Source organism: Sphingomonas sp. SphC10 (assembly GCF_057004845.1).
Genome location: NZ_CM168044.1, coordinates 523,435 through 544,358, shown reverse-complemented (window position 1 = coordinate 544,358; position 20,924 = coordinate 523,435). Strand labels below are relative to the sequence as shown.

Annotated in this window: 17 protein-coding genes; 9 read left to right on the top strand and 8 right to left on the bottom strand. The window is 67.3% G+C overall.

Going from position 1 to position 20,924, the window contains the following annotated elements; translation table 11 throughout:
* Positions 1-30: 30 nt before the first annotated feature.
* Positions 31-1,254 (bottom strand): histidine-type phosphatase, encoded by a 1,224-nt coding sequence (locus ACWKSV_RS02520; protein WP_076715725.1) that lies wholly within the window; start codon positions 1,252-1,254, stop codon positions 31-33.
* Positions 1,255-1,399: 145 nt separating this feature from the next.
* Here ACWKSV_RS02520 and ACWKSV_RS02515 point away from each other — a divergent pair, with 145 nt between their 5' ends.
* Entirely contained in the window at positions 1,400-3,208 is a 1,809-nt protein-coding gene (locus ACWKSV_RS02515) for a DUF885 domain-containing protein (RefSeq protein ID WP_083706619.1), read from the top strand.
* Positions 3,209-3,253: 45 nt separating this feature from the next.
* Here the strand turns inward: ACWKSV_RS02515 and ACWKSV_RS02510 are convergent, their stop codons facing one another.
* Positions 3,254-4,993, bottom strand: coding sequence for a chloride channel protein (locus ACWKSV_RS02510; protein WP_191864676.1), 1,740 nt, complete (start codon positions 4,991-4,993; stop codon positions 3,254-3,256).
* A 134-nt stretch (positions 4,994-5,127) separates the two neighbouring features.
* Between ACWKSV_RS02510 and ACWKSV_RS02505 the strand changes: the two genes are divergently transcribed.
* Positions 5,128-6,759 carry an alpha-N-arabinofuranosidase gene (locus ACWKSV_RS02505; RefSeq protein WP_083706618.1) on the top strand — a complete coding sequence of 544 codons (1,632 nt, stop codon included), beginning with the start codon at positions 5,128-5,130 and terminating at the stop codon, positions 6,757-6,759.
* A gap of 12 nt (positions 6,760-6,771) precedes the next feature.
* Here the strand turns inward: ACWKSV_RS02505 and ACWKSV_RS02500 are convergent, their stop codons facing one another.
* Both ACWKSV_RS02500 and ACWKSV_RS02495 read right to left on the bottom strand, forming a co-directional pair.
* On the bottom strand, positions 6,772-8,070 hold the full coding sequence (locus tag ACWKSV_RS02500) for an aminotransferase class V-fold PLP-dependent enzyme (RefSeq protein ID WP_076715722.1): 1,299 nt from the start codon (positions 8,068-8,070) through the stop codon (positions 6,772-6,774).
* Positions 8,070-10,433, bottom strand: a complete 2,364-nt coding sequence (locus ACWKSV_RS02495; RefSeq protein WP_076715721.1) for a TonB-dependent receptor plug domain-containing protein — start codon at positions 10,431-10,433, stop codon at positions 8,070-8,072. The genes ACWKSV_RS02500 and ACWKSV_RS02495 overlap by 1 nt, the downstream gene beginning before the upstream one ends.
* A 179-nt stretch (positions 10,434-10,612) precedes the next feature.
* Here ACWKSV_RS02495 and ACWKSV_RS02490 point away from each other — a divergent pair, with 179 nt between their 5' ends.
* On the top strand, positions 10,613-11,719 hold the full coding sequence (locus tag ACWKSV_RS02490; RefSeq protein WP_076715719.1) for a DNA alkylation repair protein: 1,107 nt from the start codon (positions 10,613-10,615) through the stop codon (positions 11,717-11,719).
* 162 nt (positions 11,720-11,881) lie between these two features.
* Here the strand turns inward: ACWKSV_RS02490 and ACWKSV_RS02485 are convergent, their stop codons facing one another.
* Complete coding sequence (locus ACWKSV_RS02485) at positions 11,882-12,202, bottom strand: hypothetical protein (RefSeq protein ID WP_076715718.1); 321 nt, start codon at positions 12,200-12,202, stop codon at positions 11,882-11,884.
* Between the two features lie 147 nt (positions 12,203-12,349).
* On the opposite strand from ACWKSV_RS02485, the gene ACWKSV_RS02480 reads away from it, so the two are divergent.
* The 5 genes from ACWKSV_RS02480 (at position 12,350) to ACWKSV_RS02460 (ending at position 17,816) form a co-directional block, all read left to right on the top strand.
* Positions 12,350-12,844 carry a Csu type fimbrial protein gene (locus tag ACWKSV_RS02480; RefSeq protein WP_083706617.1) on the top strand — a complete coding sequence of 165 codons (495 nt, stop codon included), beginning with the start codon at positions 12,350-12,352 and terminating at the stop codon, positions 12,842-12,844.
* Positions 12,844-13,572, top strand: coding sequence for a fimbrial biogenesis chaperone (locus ACWKSV_RS02475; protein WP_076715716.1), 729 nt, complete (start codon positions 12,844-12,846; stop codon positions 13,570-13,572). Before ACWKSV_RS02480 ends, ACWKSV_RS02475 begins: the two co-directional genes overlap by 1 nt.
* Positions 13,550-15,949 (top strand): fimbria/pilus outer membrane usher protein, encoded by a 2,400-nt coding sequence (locus ACWKSV_RS02470; protein WP_483666876.1) that lies wholly within the window; start codon positions 13,550-13,552, stop codon positions 15,947-15,949. Before ACWKSV_RS02475 ends, ACWKSV_RS02470 begins: the two co-directional genes overlap by 23 nt.
* The gene (locus ACWKSV_RS02465) at positions 15,946-16,896 is read left to right on the top strand and encodes a Csu type fimbrial protein (protein ID WP_191864677.1); all 951 of its coding nucleotides are present in this window, start codon (positions 15,946-15,948) and stop codon (positions 16,894-16,896) included. Before ACWKSV_RS02470 ends, ACWKSV_RS02465 begins: the two co-directional genes overlap by 4 nt.
* Positions 16,897-17,027: 131 nt before the next feature.
* The gene (locus tag ACWKSV_RS02460; RefSeq protein WP_191864678.1) at positions 17,028-17,816 is read left to right on the top strand and encodes a DUF1206 domain-containing protein; all 789 of its coding nucleotides are present in this window, start codon (positions 17,028-17,030) and stop codon (positions 17,814-17,816) included.
* A 195-nt stretch (positions 17,817-18,011) separates the two neighbouring features.
* Here ACWKSV_RS02460 and ACWKSV_RS02455 read toward each other — a convergent pair whose 3' ends face one another.
* Positions 18,012-18,380 carry a DUF4440 domain-containing protein gene (locus ACWKSV_RS02455; protein WP_191864679.1) on the bottom strand — a complete coding sequence of 123 codons (369 nt, stop codon included), beginning with the start codon at positions 18,378-18,380 and terminating at the stop codon, positions 18,012-18,014.
* A 264-nt stretch (positions 18,381-18,644) separates the two neighbouring features.
* Positions 18,645-18,890, bottom strand: coding sequence for a hypothetical protein (locus ACWKSV_RS02450; protein WP_191864680.1), 246 nt, complete (start codon positions 18,888-18,890; stop codon positions 18,645-18,647).
* A 122-nt stretch (positions 18,891-19,012) separates the two neighbouring features.
* Between ACWKSV_RS02450 and ACWKSV_RS02445 the strand changes: the two genes are divergently transcribed.
* Positions 19,013-19,453, top strand: a complete 441-nt coding sequence (locus ACWKSV_RS02445) for a hypothetical protein (RefSeq protein ID WP_338469028.1) — start codon at positions 19,013-19,015, stop codon at positions 19,451-19,453.
* 676 nt (positions 19,454-20,129) lie between these two features.
* On the opposite strand, the gene ACWKSV_RS02440 is transcribed toward ACWKSV_RS02445, so the two are convergent.
* Entirely contained in the window at positions 20,130-20,747 is a 618-nt protein-coding gene (locus ACWKSV_RS02440; protein WP_191864681.1) for a glutathione S-transferase N-terminal domain-containing protein, read from the bottom strand.
* Between the last annotated feature and the right edge of the window lie 177 nt (positions 20,748-20,924).

Here is a 20,924-nt window from a genome sequence, read left to right as displayed (position 1 = left end):
CCTCCCCAAGCGAGCTTGGGGAGGAATGGTTTAGCGGGTAAGCTGCGCCTGAAACGCCTGCATCGTGCAGAGCCCCACCACGCCCCGCGCCTTGCAGCCTGCGATCGGCAGCACCGCGACGTAAGGGGCCTCCACCGCCGGATCGGCCAGCTTGCGGATTTGCTCGACAGTCTGCGACCGATAGAGCGCGCGGACATAAGCCTGCCCCCGCGCATCGACCAGCCGCTCCAGCACGATCGCCCCGCCCGGCGCGGGATCGTCCGCCGCCAGCCCCGGCACCTTCCAATGCAGGTCTAGCAGCCCGCCCAGGCTGGCGATATTGGTGTCGTGGCCCGAGATCATCGTGACCACCGGCCCCTTGCCCGCCGTCAGCCCCTGGACGATCAACGGCGCGATCCCCGCCATATTTGCCTTGGCGACATAGCGCGGGCGGGCGAGCAGCCGGAATTCCTCGGCATGGAAGACGCCCAGCCGCTCGATATCGGCGGACGTGGCACGGCCCCAGCCGACATCGGCCATCGGCTTGCCCTCGGCATATTCGAGCAGCAGGATCTGCGCCGCCGTCGAAGCGCGGTCGACCGCCCCGGTCAGCTTGGGTCGCTTGTCGCGCTTGGCCGGAGCCAAGCCGGTCGGAGCCTGCCGCACGCCACATGTCGGCGAGGCAGGCGCGCAGAGGATCGCGTCGAGCCGCGCCAGTTCGGGTGCCAGCCGCTTGTCGAGCGCCACGAGCCCGGCCTCGCCCCCTGCCCCGGCCAGCACGGCGGCCCGCGCCTTCGCCGCATCGAACGCCACCGCCCGCTCGTCGATCGGTGAGAAGATCGGGTCGGCCACGTCTTGCGGCTTGTGATCGATCGCGACGGGGCAGCCGGGCGCCAGCGCCTCGGCATAGGCCTCGGCCGTGCGGATCGTCCGTTCGTCGCTGTCGGCAACGATCCGGATTGCGGCGCAACCCGATCGCGGCAGCAGGCCCGCCGCCGTCCAGGCGCTCCGGTCATAACCACCCAGCCGCTCGACGCCGCCGCGCCCGTGCGGGGTCAGATAACCCGGCGCGACCGGCCAGCTTGGCCATGCCTGGTTCGTGGTGCCTTCGGGCATGGGCGGCGACTTGGTCGGCGGGCGGACACCATGCCGCATCAGCAGTACGACCCGGTCGAGCTTCAGCCCCTGCGGCGCGGCAGGCCCTCGCGCGAAAGCCGTTCCCGCCAGCAACAGCCCCAAGGCCGAAGCCCCCACAAGTCGCGCAAAAATCTTCATAAATCGCCCGCCCCTTTTATCGTCACGACAGGCGGTAGGGCGGCGGCAAGACAGGAAAGCGACATGGGCATGAACATTATGTTACAACCGCAAGGCGGCCGCATCCGCGTTTGACCTGTGCCCCTGCGCCGGTCATCCTGGCGGCATGACCAGCTTTTTCTCCCGTCGTGAAACCCTGGCGGGTATGACCGCCCTCTCCGCCGCCGCCTCCGTCCGGGCGGCCAGCCCGACCAGCGATGTGGGAGTCCTGCTCGATCGGCTGGCGTGGCAGCTGCTCGAACTCGTGCCCGAGCGGGCGACCACTTTGGGCGTGGATACCGGCACCCATGCCGATCTGCGACGCAGGCTGGAGGATCGCTCGCCCGCCGGTATCGCGGCGCGGCAGCGTTTCCTGACCGATGGCCTGAAACAGGTGGCGCGGGTGCCGCGCACCGGGCTCGATCCCGCGACGTTGACCAGTCTTGCGGTGGTCGAAAGCGCGTTCCGGACCGCGCTGGACGGCATGGCGTTACCCTATGGCGTCGCGACGATCGGGGACTGGCGCAACACGCCTTATGCCGTCATTCAGAATGTCGGTGCTTGGCTGGACGTGCCGCAGATGCTGGACGGTGACCAGCCGGTTCGCGACAAGGCCGATGCGGAGGCCTATCTCGCGCGCCTCGCCGCGATGCCCGCGCAGCTGGATGGGGAGACGGTGCGGATCCGGCAGGCACGCGAACAGGGGCTGGTGCCGCCGTCCTTCCTGCTCGACAAGACGATCAAGGGCATGACCGGCACTATTGCCGAGGCGGCGAAGGCCGACGGCCCGCTGATCGGCCCACTCGCGCGCAAGACGACCGCGATCCCCGGCGACTGGACGAACCGTGCCGCTCAGATTGTGCGCTCGGCCATCGTGCCCGCACTGGAGCGGCAGTTGGCCGAGTTGCAGGCGCAGCGCGGCGTGGCGATCGCGGCACCCGGCATGAATGTCCGCCCGCACGGGCCGGAATGGTATGCCTGGGGCCTTCGGGCCGGGACCACCACACGGCGCAGCGCGGCCGATCTGCACGCCATGGGCAAGGCCCGGCTCGCCGATCTCCAGGCGCAGATGGACACGATCCTGCGCAGCGAAGGACTGACCCAGGGCAGCGTCGCCGAGCGGGCCATCGCCTATCAGAAGCGCCCCGGCATCGGCTTTCCCGATGGCGACGAAGGTCGGCGGCAGATCGTCGCCTATATGCAGGGCCGGATCGACGCGATCCGGCCGCGCCTGCCCGATGCGTTCCGGCGGCTGGCACGTGGGAATCTGGAAATCCGGCGGATGCCGGTGGCGCAGGAGCCCGGCGCCCCTGCGGCCTATGGCGGCCCCGGCACCATCGACGGCAGCGTGCCGGGCAAGGTCTGGGTCAATCTGGGCGATCCATCGATCCACAACCGCGTCACCATCCCCGATCTCGTCTATCATGAGGGGATACCGGGCCATGTCTGGCAGGGCGAATATGCGCAGAAGCTGCCGCTGATCCGCTCGATCCTGGCGTTCAACGCCTATTCGGAGGGCTGGGCGCTCTATTCCGAACAGCTGGCCGACGAGCTGGGCATGTACCGCGACGATCCCGCCGGGCGGCTAGGCTATCTGATGGGCCTCGCCTGGCGCGCGGTGCGGCTGATCGTCGACACCGGCATCCATGCGATCGGCTGGTCGCGCGACAAGGCCCTGGCCGAGTTCATCGCCGCCACCGGCCTGCCGCGCAGCAATGCCGAAAGCGAGGTGGACCGCTATTGCTCCTGGCCGGGTCAGGCCTGCGGCTACGAGGTCGGGCGGGCCGAGATCGTGTCGCAGCGCACCCGCGCGCAAAAGGCGCTCGTGACACGCTATGACCTGCGCGATTTCGACCAGGCAGTGGTCGATGGCGGCAACGTGCCGCTGAACGTGCTGGCGGAGAATGTGACCCGCTATATCGACGAAACGCGCTGAGTCCGACTCATTCCTTCCCTGCAAGGGAGAGGAATGGGCGGCCTCTCAATCCTCGCCGAACAACGCCCGCTGCGCCTTGTCCATCTCCTCGGCATAGCGGCGGCGGACATAGGGTTCGGACAGCAGGCCCAGCACCGTACGGTCCGGACCGACGACCGCCATTTCGTCGGCGCCCGCTGCGTCGAGGGCACGCATGACCGCCCTCACATCCGCCTCGGGCGCCAGCGCATGGTCGCGCTGGATGGCGAGCGTCGCGATCGGCTCGGCCGGGTCCAGCCCGTCGATATAGGCGCGCGCGGTCTGGACGATCCCGGCATAATGGTCCTGTTCGTCGACCAGCACGACGCGACTGGTCGATCCCAAGGGAAAGACACGGCGAAATTCGGCGATGGTCCATGCCGAGGGCGTCGCGCGCTCGACCCGGCGCATCATGCGGCCAGCGGTCAGGGTGCGCATCCAGCCGACATCGCGTGCGCTCTTGATCGTCTCGCCGCGCAGGTGAAGCCGCCAGGTCGAGAAGGAATAGCCGAACGTCTCGCGCACGATGGTCGTCGTGACCAGCGAGGCCGCGATCGCCGCCCCCGCCAGCGAGAAGTCGTGCGTGGCCTCCAGCACCAACATTGCCATGGTCATCGGCCCGCCGACCACCGCCACCGCAAAGGCCGCCATGCCGACCAGCGCGGCATTTTGCGGATCGACGACCGGCGCGCCGACCATCAGGCCGATCAGATCGGCATAGATATGGCCGAGCAGGCTGCCGAGGAACAGCGAGGCGAAGAACAGGCCGCCGCGAAAACCGAAACCCAGCGACACGATCGACGCCGCGCTCTTCATGACGAAGATGGCGGCGAGGAAGCTGAGCGGCAGGCCATATTCCAGGTCGAGATGCAGCGCCCCGTGCCCTGCCGACAGCACCTGCGGCGTCAGCCAGGCGAGCGGCATCAGAAGGACGCCCCCCAGGACCGGCCGCCACGCCGCCGGGATCGGCAGACGACGGGTCAGCGTCTCCATCTCCGCGACCGCGCGCATCAGCACGATCCCCAGCGCCGCCGCCACTGCGCCCAGCCCGGCATAGATGAGATAGTGGTGGGTCAGCACTGCCTCGCCCGCGACGGCGTTGACCAGATAGGGCTGCGCACCCAGCATCTGCGCGACCAGCACGCCGGTCAGCGCGGCGGCGGCGACCGGCGCGATAGCGGCGGGCGTATAGGCGCCGATCACGATCTCGAAAGCATAGAAAGCCCCGGCCAGCGGCGCGCCGAACGCCCCCGCGATCGCAGCCCCCGTCCCCGCCCCGACCAGCACGCGCAGATCGCCGCGCCGCAGCCGCAACCAGCCGCCGGTGATCGAGGCCAGTCCCGCCCCCAGCTGCGCATAGGCCGCCTCCAGACCGACCGAGGCGCCGAAGCCGTTGGAGAGGATCGTCTGACCGGAGATGACCAGACTGTCCGACCAAGACATGCGCCCGCCGTGCAGCGCATTGGCCTCCACCGCGTCGACCAGCCGGCGCTTGCGCGCGCCCGTGATCCGCGAGAACAGGACCAGCACCAATCCCCCCAGCGGCAGGGCCAGCAGTCCCCAGGCCGGGACGGTCGTGCTGGCGCTCAGACGCTGATCCGCCTCCAGCGTGAACAGCAACCGCTGCAACCCTCGCGCGATGGCCCCCTGCACGACGCTCAGCAATCCCGCCGCCGCACCGATCGCGATGGCGAGCAGGACGAGGCTCGCTTCGCTGGATCGGACCCGGTGGCGTATCCAGGACGGCGAGAGTCGGGGGAAGGACATGGCACCGGCTATGTCGCGAAACCGGCGGGCCTGCCAGCACCGTCAACCGCTATCGGTCCGAGGGGAATGACAGGTTGCATATCAAAAGGGCCAACATTACTCTTACAATATAAAATATCGGGGGAGGCTTGGGGATGGGTAGATCTGCCTTTTCGCATCATATCGCTTGGGTCGGCAGCTTCGTACTGACGCTGTCCGTAGCAATGGTGCCAGCAGCCGCAGCGGGCGGTCAAACGACCGCGCCGCGCACCACTTTGTTGCTCCACGCCGACCGTCCCGGTCCCCGTATCGCGCCCGAAATTTACGGCCAATTTGTCGAACATCTCGGACGCGGTGTCTATGAGGGCATCTGGGTCGGCGAGGACTCGCCGATCCCCAATACGCGCGGCATCCGCAACGACGTCACCCAGGCGCTGCGACAGGCGAAGGTGCCCGTGATCCGCTGGCCCGGCGGGTGTTTCGCCGACGGCTATCACTGGCGGGACGGCGTCGGCCCGCGCGACAAACGGCCGCGCAGCATCAATGCGGCCTGGGGCAACGCGCCGGATTCCAACGCCTTTGGCACGCACGAGTTCATGGACTTCCTGGACCAGATCGGGGCCAGGCCCTTCGTCTCGGTCAATGTCGGATCGGGCAGCGTGCGCGAGGCCGATGAGTGGCTGCGCTACATGACCGCGCCCGTCGAAAGCTCGGCCGGGGCGGAGCGCGCTGCCAATGGCCGCGCCGCGCCATGGGCGGTGCCCTATGTCGGCGTCGGCAACGAAAGCTGGGGCTGTGGCGGCAAGATGACGGCCGAAACCTATGTCGCCCAGTATCGCCAATATGCCGCCAACCTGCGCACCTTTGGGGGCGGCCCGACGAAGCTGATCGCGGTGGGCGCGGACACCGACGATTATGAGTGGACCGAAAAGGTCATGGCCGGGACGATGAAGTCACGGCCCAATCCCACCCCGCTCGCCTATATCAATCCCCGCCCGCTCCTGTGGGGGCTGTCGCTTCACTTCTATACCTTCACCGGCAATGACTGGTATGCCAAGGGCCGCAATGTCGGCTTCACCCGCGACGACTGGGCCAAGGCGCTGGGCCGGGCGCAACTGACCGACGAGATGGTCCGTCGCCACTCCGCGATCATGGACCGCTACGATCCCGAAAAGAAGGTCGCTCTGGTCGTCGACGAGTGGGGCGCCTGGTTCAACAGCGAAAAGGACGCGCCCTCCGCCCTCTATCTGGAGAGTACGCTGCGCGACGCGGTAATTGCGGGTTTGAGCCTCAACATCTTCAACAACCATGCCGACCGGGTGCGGATGGCCAATATCGCCCAGATGGTGAACGTCATCCAGTCGCTGATCCTGACCCGGGGCAAGGAGATGGTGGTGACGCCGACCTGGCACGTCTTCGACCTGTACAAGGTGCATCAGGGCGCTACGCAAATCCCGGTCGATGTCGATACGCCGGACTATGTCCAGGGTACGATGCGCCTGCCGACGATCAGCGCCTCGGCCTCGCGCGATGCGGCAGGCAAGCTGCATCTGTCGATCGTCAACCTCGACCCCGACAAACCCGCGCCCGTGGAGATGGTGGCAAGCGCCCTGTCCGGCCGACGTGCCCAGGCATCCGCGATCACCGCCGACCGCATCGACCGGCCCGTACAGTTCGGCCAGCCCGATCCCTTCGTGCCCCAGCCGGTAAAGGCCATCGCGATCAGGGGCGACCGCCTGACCCTGACCGTTCCCGCCCGGTCGGTCACGCTCGTGACCGTGGAGTAGCGCGGTTCTCCGCTAACCTCTCCCCTCGGCGAGGGGCGAGGGAGGGAAAGACGCGACGAGATCGGGCAAGGCAGCGGCCAGCCGGTCGACCTCCGCCATCGATGTGAACAGTGCGGGCGTGACGCGGATACATGCACCCTTGGCCGGGCCGATGCGGTGGACGGTAAAGACGCGGTGCCGGTCGAGCAGCCGCTTGGCCAGTTCGGCATTGCCTTGCGCGCTGGTCACGCCGTCGATGCGGAAGGACGTGATCGCGCCGTGCAAGGCCGGATCGTCGGGCGTCAGCACGGTAATCCCCGGAACCTGCCGCGCCCGCGCCACCCAGCGATCGCGCAAGGCCCGCAGCCGCGCGGCCCGCGCCGCCCGGTCGATCCGCCGCTGATAGGCCAGCGCCGCCGGTGCGGTCAGCCATGCGGCATAGTCCAGCGTGCCCGTATGGACCCGCGACAGGAGGCTGTCCGGTCCCGCCGCATCCTCGGCAGGATCGCGGTCGATCCGCGCCAGTGCGGGACGACGGATATGGAGAATCCCCGTCCCCAGCGGCGCGCCCAGCCATTTATGCCCGTTCAGCCCGACAAAGTCGCAGTCGAGATCGGGCAGCGCGAAGTCCAGTTGCTGCCAGCTATGCGCCGCATCGACGATGACATCGATACCCCGCGCCCGCGCCATCGTGGCGATCTCCCGCACCGGCAGGACCAGCCCGGTGCGGTGGCTGAGATGGGTCAGCAGGATCAGCTTCAGCCGGGGCTCCGCCGCCATGGCTTGCGCATAGGCGTCGATCAGCGCCTGCCGCGTCGCGGGTTCCGGCAGGGCGATCCGCCGCACCCGAACCCCGCGCCGGGGGCCCAGGCTCTCCATACAAGCCTGCATGCTGTCATAGTCGAGATCGGCGTACAGCACCGCATCGCCGGGCGAGAGGCGGTTATAGCCCAGGATCAGCGCCTTCAGCGCCTCGGTCGCGTTGCGGGTGAAGGCGATCTCCTCGGGCGGCACGCCCAGTTCGTTCGCCACCGCCTCTCGCGCGGCACGCAGATCGGCCAGCATGCCCCGCCGCGCATAATAGCTGGTGTCGCGGTTTACCCGCGCGACGGCCTGTTCATAGGCGAGCCGCACGGGCCGCGCCATCGCACCCCAATTGCCGTTTTCCAGCTGGACGATGCCGTCGGACGGCCGGTCATAATCCGCGGCGACGCCCGCCCAGAACGCTTCGTCATCGGGTCCCGGCGCATGGACCCGCGTCGGGGCGGCGATCCCCGGCAGCGGGACGGTCGCCGCCATCCCGCCTGCCAGCATCATGCGCCGGTCGATCATCAGAAGCTGACCCCGACGCGCACATAATAACGCCCGCCATCGGTGTCATAGGGGGCATTGCGCGAGTAGATCAGGCCGCGATTGGCCTGGTTGGTCGCCTCGGCGGGATAGGTGTCGAAGATATTCTCCGCCCCGCCCCGGACCGAGATGTTGGGTGTGATGCGATAGGTGAGCGAGGCGTCGAACAGCGCGATGCCGCCGAAGCGCTGGAACAGCTCGCCCGTCGCATTGCCGGTCACATCGGTCCACGGCCCGTAATAACGCCCGCGCAGCATCACCCCGACCGGGCCGATATCATAGCCCAGCGTGCCGGTCGCATTGTGACGCGGCAGCCGCTCCTCGAAGATGCGCCGCTGCGTCTCGTTGGCGATCGCCGCGCTGGTGCCGCTGCGTACCTGGGTGCGGTTGTAGTTATAGGCCAGGGTCGCGCTGGCCCGCCCGCCGCCGATCTGACGGTTATAGCCCAGCACCATGTCGACGCCCCGCGTGCGCGTGTTGAAGTCGTTGGTGAAATAGCTGATCGAGGTGAAGCGGTTGGGATTGGCCAAGGTCGTCGGGATGGCGATCGTTGCCGACTGGCTGAACCGGTCGTCGACATCGATCTGATAGAGATCGACCGTCGCGGTGAAACCGACCTGCGTCTGCACCGCCAGCCCCACGGTCGCGTTGCGCGAGGTTTCGGGGCGCAGCGGCTTGGCGCCCAGCGCGATCGCCAGCGGATCGCTGGGCGCCAGGCGGCCTTGGTTGAACACCTGGAGCGTGCGGGTGTCGAGCCCTTGGCTGACCACCCGCGTGTTCAACTGCGCGGGCGTCGGCGCGCGAAAGCCGGTCGAATAGGTGCCGCGCAGCGCCAGCCACGACACCGGCTCTACGCGACCCGACAGCTTGTAGGTGAACTTGTCGCCGAAGCTGGAGAAGTCCTCATAGCGCCCCGCTGCGCCGAGCGAGACGATCGACACCGGCCGCCAGGCGAGGTCGACATAGCCCGCATGGCTGCTCTGCCGGAAATGGCCCGCCTGTTGCGGGCCGAAGCCGGGGAAGCCGTTGGAATTGGGGGCCAACCCCGTCGCCGCGCCCGGCCCGATGGCGTAGGAGGCTGGGTCGCCGGTGCCGACGACATAACGCTCGATCCGGCGCTCTCCACCAAAGGCGATGTTCAGCGGCTCGACCCCGCCGATGGGCAGGCGATAGACGAAATCGGCGTTCAGGTTCGTCTCGACCTGGGTCAGCCGCCCCAGATAGAAGCGCGTCGGGCTGTTCGGCCCCAGCGAGGCGTTCAGGCTCTCGGCGAGCGTATAGTCGATACGGCTGCGGCCCGACGACGCGCTGATGTCGTAGGAAAAGGCATCGGACAGTTCGCCGCGCAGCCCGCTATCGGCCTGGAGATCGGCGAAACGCGTCCCGAAACGCGGCGTAAAGCCGACCGGATAGATGCTGCGGAAGCTGAAACCCGGAAAGGCGCTGCTGGCATTATAGACGCTGCCCGTCCCCGCCGGATTGCGCCAGTTGAAGTCGGTCACGCCCTCCCCCTGCTGTGCCGTGCCAAAGGCATAGAGGGTCGCGCCGGGCGCCAGCTCGTAATGCATGTCGAGCGCCCCGCGCAGCCGCTCCTCGTCCGGCTGGCCCCAGCGCTGGACGGGATTGGGAACGGTCAGGGTCGGATTGGCTGCCTGGAACGTGATGGCGTCGGGGCGCTGGCGGGTGCGCGAGGTGGCCTCGGCATATTCGAACTGGCCGGTGAAGACGATCGCGCCGCGCTCGCCCAGCGCGATGCCGCCGCGCATGCCCGACTGATAATCATTGCCGTCGCCCGCATCATATCGGCCGAACTGGCCATAGGCCTCCATGCCGGGCGCATCGTCGAGGATGATGTTGATGACGCCCGCAATCGCGTCCGACCCATATTGCGCCGAGGCCCCGTCACGCAGCACCTCGATCCGCTTGATCGCCAGGCTGGGGATGCTGGCGAGGTCGGGGGCCTGCGCCCCGCGCGTGCCGAGCAGCGCCGAGCGATGGTAACGCTTGCCGTTGACCAGCACGAGGGTCTGGTCCGCCGATAGCCCGCGCAAGGTGGCCGGGCGGACGAACGCCTGCCCGTCCGCCGCCGGCAGGCGCTGCACGTTGAAGGAGGGCAACAGCTGCGCCAGCGTGTCGTTCAGGTCGCCCGACACACCCGAGCGGATCAGCGTTTCGGGCAGTACGTCGACGGGGGCCAGCGTATCGAACTGCGTCCGGCCCCGCTCGCGGGTGCCGGTGACGATCACGTCGCTGTCCGCGCCCGGCTCCGGCACGGCCTGCGCCCAGGCGGCGGAGGCAAAGGACAGATGCAGCGCCATGACGGCGCTGGCGGTAACGAATTTCATGATGAAGCCTTCCCCATAGGCGATGCGCGTGGCGCTTGCGGGGGCTGCGCCTATGGGCGGGACGTTTCAGCCGCGTTACGTCCCGGCGGCGGTTTGATGACGGCATTTTGCGCATACGATGCCGCGCCGATGCGGTAACGATCGCCACCAGCGATATTCAAGGCGGACGACCGACCCTCATGAGCGACGCGAAAACCTATCCCCTGATGAAGGACATTCTGGGCATCGCGGCGGTGACGATCATCGCCGATGCAGGTGCGGCGGCGTCGCCCGTCTTCGACCGCACGGCATTCCTCGACGCGGCGCTGAACGGACTCGACGGGCTGTCGATCATGGAACGGGTGCGCCATATCGCCGACGCGCTCCATGAAGCCCTGTCCACCGATTACGCCACCGCAATCCATGTCGTCAGGGCCATCGCGCCGCACCTGACGCACAGTTTCCAGGCGATCGCCGTCACCGAGTTCGTCGCCCGGCAAGGATTGGGCGATTTCGACCGCTCAATGGAGGCGCTGGCCGACCTGACCCGGTTCGGCTCGGCGGAGTTCGCCATCCGCCCGTTCCTCGCCGCCGAGCCCGCGCGGACCCTGGCGCAGATGCTCCCCTGGACGGATCACCCGAACGAGCATGTCCGCCGCCTCGCCAGCGAGGGCAGCCGCCCGCGCCTGCCCTGGGCGTCGCGTGTCCCGGCGCTGCGGGACGATCCGACGCTGGCCGCCCCGATCCTGGATGCGTTGCGCGACGATCCCAGCCTCTATGTCCGCAAATCGATCGCCAACCATCTGAACGATATCGGCAAGGATCGCCCCGACTGGCTGGTCGAGCATCTGCAAGGCTGGGACCGGGAGACACCACGCACGGCTTGGATCGTCCGCCATGCACTTCGTTCGCTGATCAAGAAGGGCGATCCGCGTGCGCTGGCGCTGATCGGCGTAGCGCATGGGGCACAGGTGCGGGTCGCCCGTTTCACCGTCGAGCCCGCAACCGTCAAATTGGGCGAGGCGGTCACGATCACGGCGGAGCTGGCGTCCCTCGCCCAAGCCGGCCAGCGCCTCGTCGTCGACTATCGCCTCCATTACGCGCGGGGTGCGGGCAAGACGGCGGCCAAGGTCTTCAAGCTCAAGACCTTCGATCTTGCCGGATCGGCCTCCGCCACGTTGGGCATCCGTCAAGTCATGCGCGACTTCAGCACGCGCCGCCACCATCCCGGCCGCCATGACGTGGAACTGCTCGTCAACGGCCTGCCCATGGCCACGGCCGCGTTCGATCTGGTCTGCCCGACCTGAGCCCCCTTCCTCCCCTGGCAGGGGAGGTGGCAGGCCGAAGGCCTGACGGAGGGGTGTCTCCATTGGTGAGGTCGGACTAACCTCGCGGCGGGCTACACCCCTCCACCATGCTGCGCATGGTCCCCCTCCCCTTGCAGGGGAGGAATAACGGTAAATCCGGCCTCAATTCCCTTCGGCGTCGACGGTGAAGACCACCGGCCGCCCGCGCGACATCGGGTCCCAGCCTGCCGCCAGTGCCGAGCGCACGCAGCGCGTGATCGTCGGGTCATCGAGCTGGAGCCGCCCGCGCGGCAAGCCCTTGAGCAGCCGCTTCGGAGCCGGAAACTCCATATGCGCCTCGCGCTTAGCGCCCTGTTCGGAAAGCGCGATGGTCATGCCCTTCCATCCTTCGTCATCCGACAGATGGGGCTCGCGCTGGAGATGCCAGTCATAGGTGATGCCGTCGACGGTCACGCTGCCGGACTGAATTTGGGTTTTCGACATGGCCCCGCCCCTAGCACGTTCGTCGTGGCATGGCACAGGCCACCGCGACAAACCGCATCTTCCGAAATTCTCGTCCGATTCCGAAGCTTTAGCACCCTGATAAGGACTTCGGGCTTTTGATCAGGCGTGATTTGGAGGCACAATATCGTGAAACCCTATCTCGCACCTCTCGGCATCGCGGCACTGGGCTGCGTCCTGATCGCCGATCCCGCCGCCGCGCAGCAGAGCACGCAGTTTCAGGTGTCGATGACGATCCAGGCCGAATGCCGCCTGACCTCGGCGAGCGACCTGGCCTTCGGCAATACCGGCGTGATCCAGGCCGCGATCACCTCGACCAGCACGATCGGCGTCCAGTGTACCAACACCACCCCCTATAATATCGGCCTGAATGCCGGTGCGGGCACGGGAGCGACGGTGGCGGCGCGGCGGATGACGTCAGGCGCGGGGGCCACGGTCGTCTATGAGCTGTTCCGCGATCCCGCCCGGTCGCAAATCTGGGGCAATACCGCAGGCACCGACACGCTGGCCGGGATCGGCAACGGCGCGGTGCAGTCGCTGACGGTGTACGGGCGCGTCCCGGCCCAGACCACTCCGGCGGCGGGCAGCTATACCGATACCGTCCAGGTCACGGTGACATACTGATGACGCCGTGGCCGAAACGGTCGCTCGCGGCGGCGGCGATAGGGCTGATGATCCCGGCGATTGGCCACGCATCCGACATCCGGGTCGCGCCGGTCGCCATCGACCCGCTGCCGGGCGCGCGCACGACCTCGCTGACGCTCAGCAATGCCGAGCAGCGGCCGGTACGGGTCCAGGTCCGCGTGATGAAATGGACGTCGCGCGACGGCACCGACGTCCTGACCCCCACGAATGAGGTGGTCGCCAGCCCGCCCTTCTCGACGCTGGCACCGCAGCAGCAATATCTGATCCGTGTCGTCCGCACGGCCAAGGCCGCACCGGTCGGCGAGGAGGCCTATCGCGTCCTGATCGACGAAGTGCCCGAGCCGACCCGCGCCCAGCCGGGCACGGTCAATCTCGTCGTCCGCCAGTCGATCCCCGCCTTCTTCTCCGACATCCCGCGCCGGATGCCCGATGTGGAATGGCGGATCGACCGTTCGGGCGGCGGCGCGGCACTGGTCGGGCGCAACAAGGGTAACAGGCGACTGCGCATCGCCGACCTTCAGCTGATCGCGGGCAGCCAGCAGCTTCTCGCGCGACCGGGGCTGGTCGGCTATGTGCTGGCCGGGTCCGAACTGCGCATTCCGCTGAACCCCGGCACCGCCCTGCCCGGCGGCACCGACCTGCGGATGCGGGCCGTCTCCGATGGCGGCCCGATCGAGGTCTCCCTTGCGACCCAACCGCGCCGGTGAGCTTGCCGGGATCATCCTGGCCACGCTGGCCTGCGCGCAGACCGCCGGTGCGCAGGACAGCGAAAGCCTTCGCGTCGGGGTCGATGTCGACCCCAGTCGCCAGGAACAGGCGCTTCAGCTCGAGGTCTATCTGAACGACAAGCCCACCGGCTATGTCGCCTCGTTCACGCAGCGCGCGGACGGCAGTTTCACCGCACCCGTCGCCCAGTTGCGGACGCTGGGCGTCAAGGTCCCGCCGGATGCCGAGACGGGCGACGTGCCGCTGGAGCGTATTTCCGGGCTGCGCTATCGCTATGAGCAGATGCGCCAGATCATGTGGCTGGCGGCTGGCCCGACCGTGCAGAACCCGACGCTGATGGACGGCGGGCGCGGCGATCGTTCCGGCCTGACGCCGGACCGGCCACCCTTCGGCGCGGTGCTGGACTATATGCTGTTCGCCAGCGGCGACCGGAGCGCGGTCGGCCCGCGCTTTACCGGCGCATCGGGTGCGTTCGGGACGCGCGTCTTCGGCGCGTTCGGCCTGTTCGAGAGCAGCGCGGTCGGCCTGTTGTCGGGCGGGCCGCACTTTACCCGGCTGGCCACGAGCTATAGCTATGAAGACCCCAGGCGGCTGGTGACGCTGCGCGCAGGGGACACGATCAATGGCGGCCATGCCTGGACCCGCCCGATCCGCATGGCGGGGCTTCAGATTCAGCGGACCTTCGGCATGCGGCCCGACCTGGTCACCATGCCCGTGCCGCGACTGCTGGGAAGCGCCGCCGCCCCCTCGACGCTGGACCTGTTCATCGACCGGGTCCGCACCCTGTCGGCCGAAGTGCCCCAGGGCCCCTATGCCGTCATGCACCCGCCGATCGTGCAGGGCGCAGGTGTCGCCACCGTCGTCGTCCGCGATGCGCTGGGACGGGAAACCGTGCAGACCGCGCCCTTCTATGCCTCTCCCCAGTTGCTGGCGGAGGGGTTGACCGATTTCAGCGCGGAAATCGGCTTTGCCCGGCGCAGCTATGCGATCCTGTCGAACGACTATGACCGGCGGCTGATCGGTTCGGCCTCAGTACGGCGCGGCATGACCGACCGGCTGACGCTGCAGGGCCATGCCGAGCTGGGCGCGGGTCTGATCCAGCTTGGCGCGGGCGGTGTGGTGACGTTGCGGGACCAGGCCTTGCTGTCGCTCGCCGGGGCGGTCAGCCAGGCGGGGGGACGCACGGGCGGGCTGGTCGATATCGCGTTCGAGACGCGCCGTTCCGGCTTTTCGGTGCTGATCCGGTCGATGCGGGCGATCGGCCGCTATGAGGACCTGGCGTCGCGCACATCGTCCTTCGGCCCAATCCTGGTGGGCGACCGGCGGATCTTCGGCGCGCCGCGCGAGGTCGATCAATTCTCCCTGTCGTTGCCTATCGCCGCGACCTCGGCTTCGGTCGGGGTCAGCCTGGTCAATTCCAAGACGGCGGCGGGCGACCGCTATCGGCTCGCCAGCCTGTCCTCTACCGCCAATATCGGGCGGCTGTCGCTGTTCGCCAATGCCGTCGCGGACCTGAGCGGCGACCGCAGCTTCGGGCTGTTCGTCGGGGCCAGCCTGCCCTTCGGACGACGCGCCTCGGTGACGACCGGCGCGACGGTGTCGGAGGAGCGCGTCTCGGGCTATGCCGAGATGTCGCGGCAGGGCGCACACGAACCCGGCTCCTGGGGCTGGTCGGTGCGGGTTGCCGATGGCCGTGAGCGGGCGGGCCATGCCATTGTCCGCCATACGACCGGCTTCGCCCAGTTCGAGGCGACCGGCCTCTATGCAGGTGGCAACGTCTCCGGCACCTTGCAGGCCGAGGGTGCGGTGGCGCTGATCGGTGGCGACCTCTATGCGGCGCGGCGGCTCGACCAGTCCTTTGCGGTGGCCGATGCGGGCGCGCGCGGCGTGCGGGTGTATCGCGAGAACCGACTGGTCGGCACCACCGGCGCGTCGGGCAAGCTGCTGGTTCCCGACATCGCCCCGTTCGAGCCGAGCGCGATCTCGATCGATCCCTCCTCGCTCCCCGTCGATGCGCGCATCGCCTCTACCCATGCCGAGGCAGTGGCCTTTACCCGCGTACCCGCACTGGTCGCGTTCGGCGTGGCGCGCGAGACCGACACCGCGCTGGTCGAGTTCGTCGATGGCGAGGGTCGGCTGCTGCCGCTGGGCTCGGGGATCGCTCGGCCGGGGCTGCCCGAGGATGTGGTCGGCTATGACGGTGCCGCGTTCCTGAGCGCGCTCGGGGTCCAGAACGAAGCGATCGTCACCGATCCCGATGGCCGCCGTTGCCGGGCGCGTTTTTCCTTCGCCGCGCAGCCGGGCGAGCAGGTGCGTATCCGGGCCGTCTGTACGCCCATGGCGAGTGCGGCGCCATGACCCGGCTGATCCTCATACTGCTCGCCGTCCTCGCCTGTCTGGCCATGCCTGCCCCGGCACAGGCGCAGACCTGCTCGGCCACGGTGTCGTCGATCGATTTCGGCAGCCCCTCTCTGCTGACCAGTGGCCCGGTCGATGTGACGGGGACGGTCACGGTCACCTGCACCAGCATCCCGGTGCTCAACGTCGTCAAACTCTGTCCCGGCATCGGCGCGGGCAGCGGCGGCACGGACGGCTCCGGCCGGTTGATGACGGGCACCGGAGGATCGCTGCGCTACCAGCTCTATCAGGACGCGGCGCGATCGGTCGCCTGGGGATCGCTGGACAATCCGGCGTTGGGCACGGTGCCCGCGATCATCATTTCCAACCTGCTGAACGGGGCCGGTTCGGCGACGCGCACCATCTATGCGCGGTTGTTCGGTGGCCAGGCGACGGCGGTGCCGGGGGCCTATCGCTCCAGCTTCATCGGCAACGCCACGCTGTTCAGCTATGGAGCCGAACTGCTCGGCACCAGCACCAACTGCACCGGCTTTGCGGGCACCGCCTCCGTCCGCCCGACCTTCGAGGTGACGGCCACGCTTCCCAAGGGTTGCACCGTGGCGGCCACCGCACTCACCTTCCCGACGACCGGCGTGCTGGCAAAGGCGGTTACGGCGCAAAGCGGCCTGACCCTAACCTGCACCAGCCAGACACCCTATGCGCTGCGGCTCGACGCCGGGCGTAATGGCGATGCGTCGGGCGGCCGCCGGATGCGCGGGCCCTCGGGCAGCTTCATCACCTATGGCCTGTTCCGCGACGCCGCCTTTTCATCCAGTTGGGATAGCGGCGTCCAGGCCTCGGGCACCGGCCTTGCCCAGGCGCTGGCGATCTATGGGCGGGTCCCCGCGCAACCGACCCCCGCCCCTGGCCTCTATACCGACACGGTCGTCGTGACCGTGACCTATTAGGGCGGGGGCCAAGTCGAAAAGCCGCGCGCGCCTGTGCGTCCCGCTGCTTCGGCAGCAACGGGCCGAAAAGCCATTCCGATGCTGGAACGAGATCGCTTTGTCCTTGTTTTGTCCGGGGTAAGGGAGATCATATGAACGCCAGCTCGCGCCTGACGGCCTTGACCCGGATCGGCTTCGCGACGCGCGGGCTGCTCTACATCGTCATCGCCATGCTGATCGTCCGGACCGGCAGGGCGGAAGACCAAAGCGGTGCGATCGAGTATCTCGGCCGGGGCGGCGGCCAGATACTGCTGGCGATCATCGCTGTCGGGCTGACGGCCTATGGCATATGGCGGCTGGCCGACGCGGCTCTGGATATCGAACGGCACGGCACCGACCGTAAAGGCGTGATGGAGCGGATCGGCGCGGGCGTCAGCGGTGCCATCCACCTCCTGCTCGCCTCGCAATCGGTGCAGTTGATGCGCGGAGCGGCCCTGTCGGGAGACGGCGCTCAGGAAAGTGCACGGACGGCCATGCAACTGCCCGGCGGCTGGGCGCTGGTCCTGCTGGGTGCCGCGGTGTTGATCGTGCTGGGCGTGGTCCAATTCGCAAAGGCCGTCAAAGGCTCGTTCCTGCGCTATCTGGATCCATCGGTGGCGCGACATTCCTGGGTGCAGTGGAGCGGACGTGCGGGTTATGCGGCACGCGGCCTCGTCTTCCTGATCAGCGGCTATCTTCTGGCGAAGGCCGGGATCGAGGAACATGCCAGCGAGGCGGGCGGCATGGCGCGGGTGCTGTCCTGGCTGACCGATCCTTTCGATATCATCGTCGGTGTCGGGCTGCTGGCCTTCGGACTCTTCAGCTTGGTCGAGGCGCGCTACCGGCAGCTCCATGACGTACCAGTGGACGAAGCCATCCATCGCGCGACCCGCTGGCGTTAAGCGAGTTCGCCGAGATGGCGAAGGCCGATGCAGGATTTGAGCTCCTTTGCTGCGGCTGGCTTTAACGCTTGCCTCGGATTGCTTTCCTGCCAGCAAACGCCGCCTGCTCGACGTGACAGACGAAAGCTATTCGATTGTGACGATGGTAAAGGAGAGCCCGACCAGTCGATACCGAAGAGCCCTCCTTCCCCAACGTTATGCCTCGGCCAGAGGCTTTGCCAGCTTCGGCGTCTGCTGGTGCTGCACGACCCGCCAGACCTCATGCTCCAGCCGCCGGATGACCGAGGTGCAATAGGCCTCATAGGCCTCGCCATTCCGGCTGGCCGCGACATGATAGCCGATGACGATCAATCCCTCCTGGGGGCGTGACACTTGCCGTTCGGTCAGTTCGGCGCTTTCCCAAACGGGCGTATCCGCCACCGCCGACACCGCCGCATCGCCGGTCAGCACGAAAGGCGGCCGGGGCAGCACCATCACGACATCGGCATCGACTTTTTCCCGATAATTGTCCGGGCCTTTGGTCCAGAGGCTTTCCTCGAAACTCCAGAGGCGTTCGTCATCCATGATTGGCACTCCCGATAGTGAACAGAATGGCGTGGCGGTCGTCAGGCAAAGTCACCGAGCCCGGCGGCTCCTTCGCTCGTCGCGTTTCCCCCAGGCGAGGCCGCTCCGGGCACCGGTGTAGGGCTGGGACGATCGGACATGTCGGCTCCGTTGGTGCGACCGACACTTTGCCAGCGGCCAGGCCATAGAACGCCCTTGCCCTCTATCGGAGCCGTTCAAACGGAAGGAAAATGTCGGGCGGGCGACTTTGCCCCGATCGCGCCGTCAGCTTTTCGCCGTCACCGGCACGGACGCCCGCGCGATGGCGGCCGGAGGACGGTCCGTCGCAGGACTATCCTCCCCCAAGTGCCACATGGCATGGAGACGCCGCAGGATGAGCGCCAGATCATCCTCGGTCAGTTCGGACGCCGGATCGATCAGCGCCCGCTCGGGCAACGACTCCACCCACATCGCCAGCCGGTTGCAGGCTGCACCGAGATCGGGATCGGAACTGTCGTCGAAAGCCGCCATGCGGTCAGCCTAACCCTTTCCCTGCCACCCGCAAGCATCATCGACGCCGAACCGCCACCCGACCGGAACGCCGCCCCCTGGCGTTCGTCTGATGATATGTCGTTCCTTGCGAGGCAGAAAGCGTGACCAGCACCAGATCGGCCGACCGCGTCATCGATACCGGAACCGCGGGCAAGACGAAGACGGGCCGTACCCGCCCCGGGGGCCTATCGGCGCCCAAATCCCCACCGCCGATCACCCCCGATGGTCGCTATATCGTCGTGCGCGGTCGATTGTGGCGCAAGAGCAACCCGGCCCTGGCATCGGACGAGCGACAGGCACTGGTCGATGCGTTGATGCAGGCCCGCCGCGCCGTACGAACCGCGATGACGCAAGGTGACGGGCCAGCCCTTCGTCAGGCGCGCGCCCAAGTCCACGCCACCAAGGTCGCGCTCGGCGAGCGGGGGCCGGTCTGGTGGGACGATGGCGCCCCTGATCTCAATCGGCACATGGTCCACACCACCGGCTATGCCGACTGGTATCGCGACGCTTCGCTGCCGAAGACAGGGACATCAGCCAGCTAAGTCTGAATCGGTCGACCCGAAACGTAGAGGGGATCCCCAAGCGGGCATAGCTACGCTTAAAATTCCTGGCCGAGGGAAGTTCGGCAGCTGTGGGGCGAGGCTATTCGAATGACCTACTGTACAGGTAGCAAGTTCGGTTGCCCGCGCTGCGACGGCCCGTGGCAACATGCTTCCACCTATTCCTGCGGCATCCGCCATTCGAAAATCTTGAACCGCTCTGTCATGCGACCGTTCACGCCATTCCGGTCGATCAGCCCAAAAGCCGATCAGCGTTCTTCTGCTCGTCCGTCAACGCGGAAAAGCGCACCTCGACATGCTCTCTACTGCCGACATCTTCCGGGACGCCGTGAACGATGAAATCCCCGAACATCGCTTCTTAGATTGCGACGAGGCCCTCAATCATGAAGGTCGTGTCGGGTTCAGTACGTTGATAACCGACGTGGACCTGCTCGAGATGGTTGGCGCCAAAGCAATGGCTTAGATGGTGATACGGCTGGGGCGGCAGGAGTCCCACCCAACTAATACACTTCCAAGTGCTTGATTTCATTGACATGCAGGAACCGCCTGCACACCGCATTGCTACAATGCATTGGCACAACGAGCAATCGTCATTTGGTCGGTGCTTGTAGGCGCATGCGATGACCAGATGGCGCTACGCAGTGCCGAAGATGGGCCATCAATCGACGGTCAGCTTGTTGTGCGCCATCACGGCCGCCAACCTGGGATCGCGCCGCATCAACTTGGCGCCAGCAAACAATCTCGGCGTGTTGTCGGCGAACCACTCGCGGCCCGGACGCCAGTCGATCATCACCGCGGCGTAGCAATCCAGGGCAGACGCCTGCTCCCCCAATACATAGGGGCCGACGACCTGCTCCTCGAGCCAGCCATAGAGGCGCTCGCGATGGGCGTTGGTGGCATTGGTCAGTTCGTCCTGAGCCGACGGCGCCCATCGCTTGGGGTAATCGCCGTAGGTGAAGGTCGGATAGACGTTCGCCACGATCCAGATCAGCAGACGCAGGAAGCGGCGATGTTCGGCCGATCCCGACGCGGGCGCCAGCCCTGCGTGTCGGTCCGCCAGCCACAGCGCGATCGCGGCGGTTTCGGTCAGGACGTCGCCATCGTCCAGCACGAGCGTCGGAACCTGCCGCAGCGGATTGACCGCTGCCAGCCTGTCTTGCGCCGCGCCCGGATGGTCGAAGCCTTCGACATCGACGAAGTCATAGGGTTCGCCGACCAGTGCCAGCATCGTCTCGACGATCGCCGAACCCCAGGCCGGTACTCCGTACAATTTCATGTCACTTCCCCATTTCGGCGCAGGAACATGGCAGATCGGCCTACAGGCCGGTTTAGCGATCCTCTGTGCGATTCCAGTCGGTGATGAGGCTTCGGACTTCGGCAACAACCGATCAAGTGCCGTCTGTACGCGCTTGCGCGCGACCTGATACGCCTTATGGCGGATGTCATCCGTTAC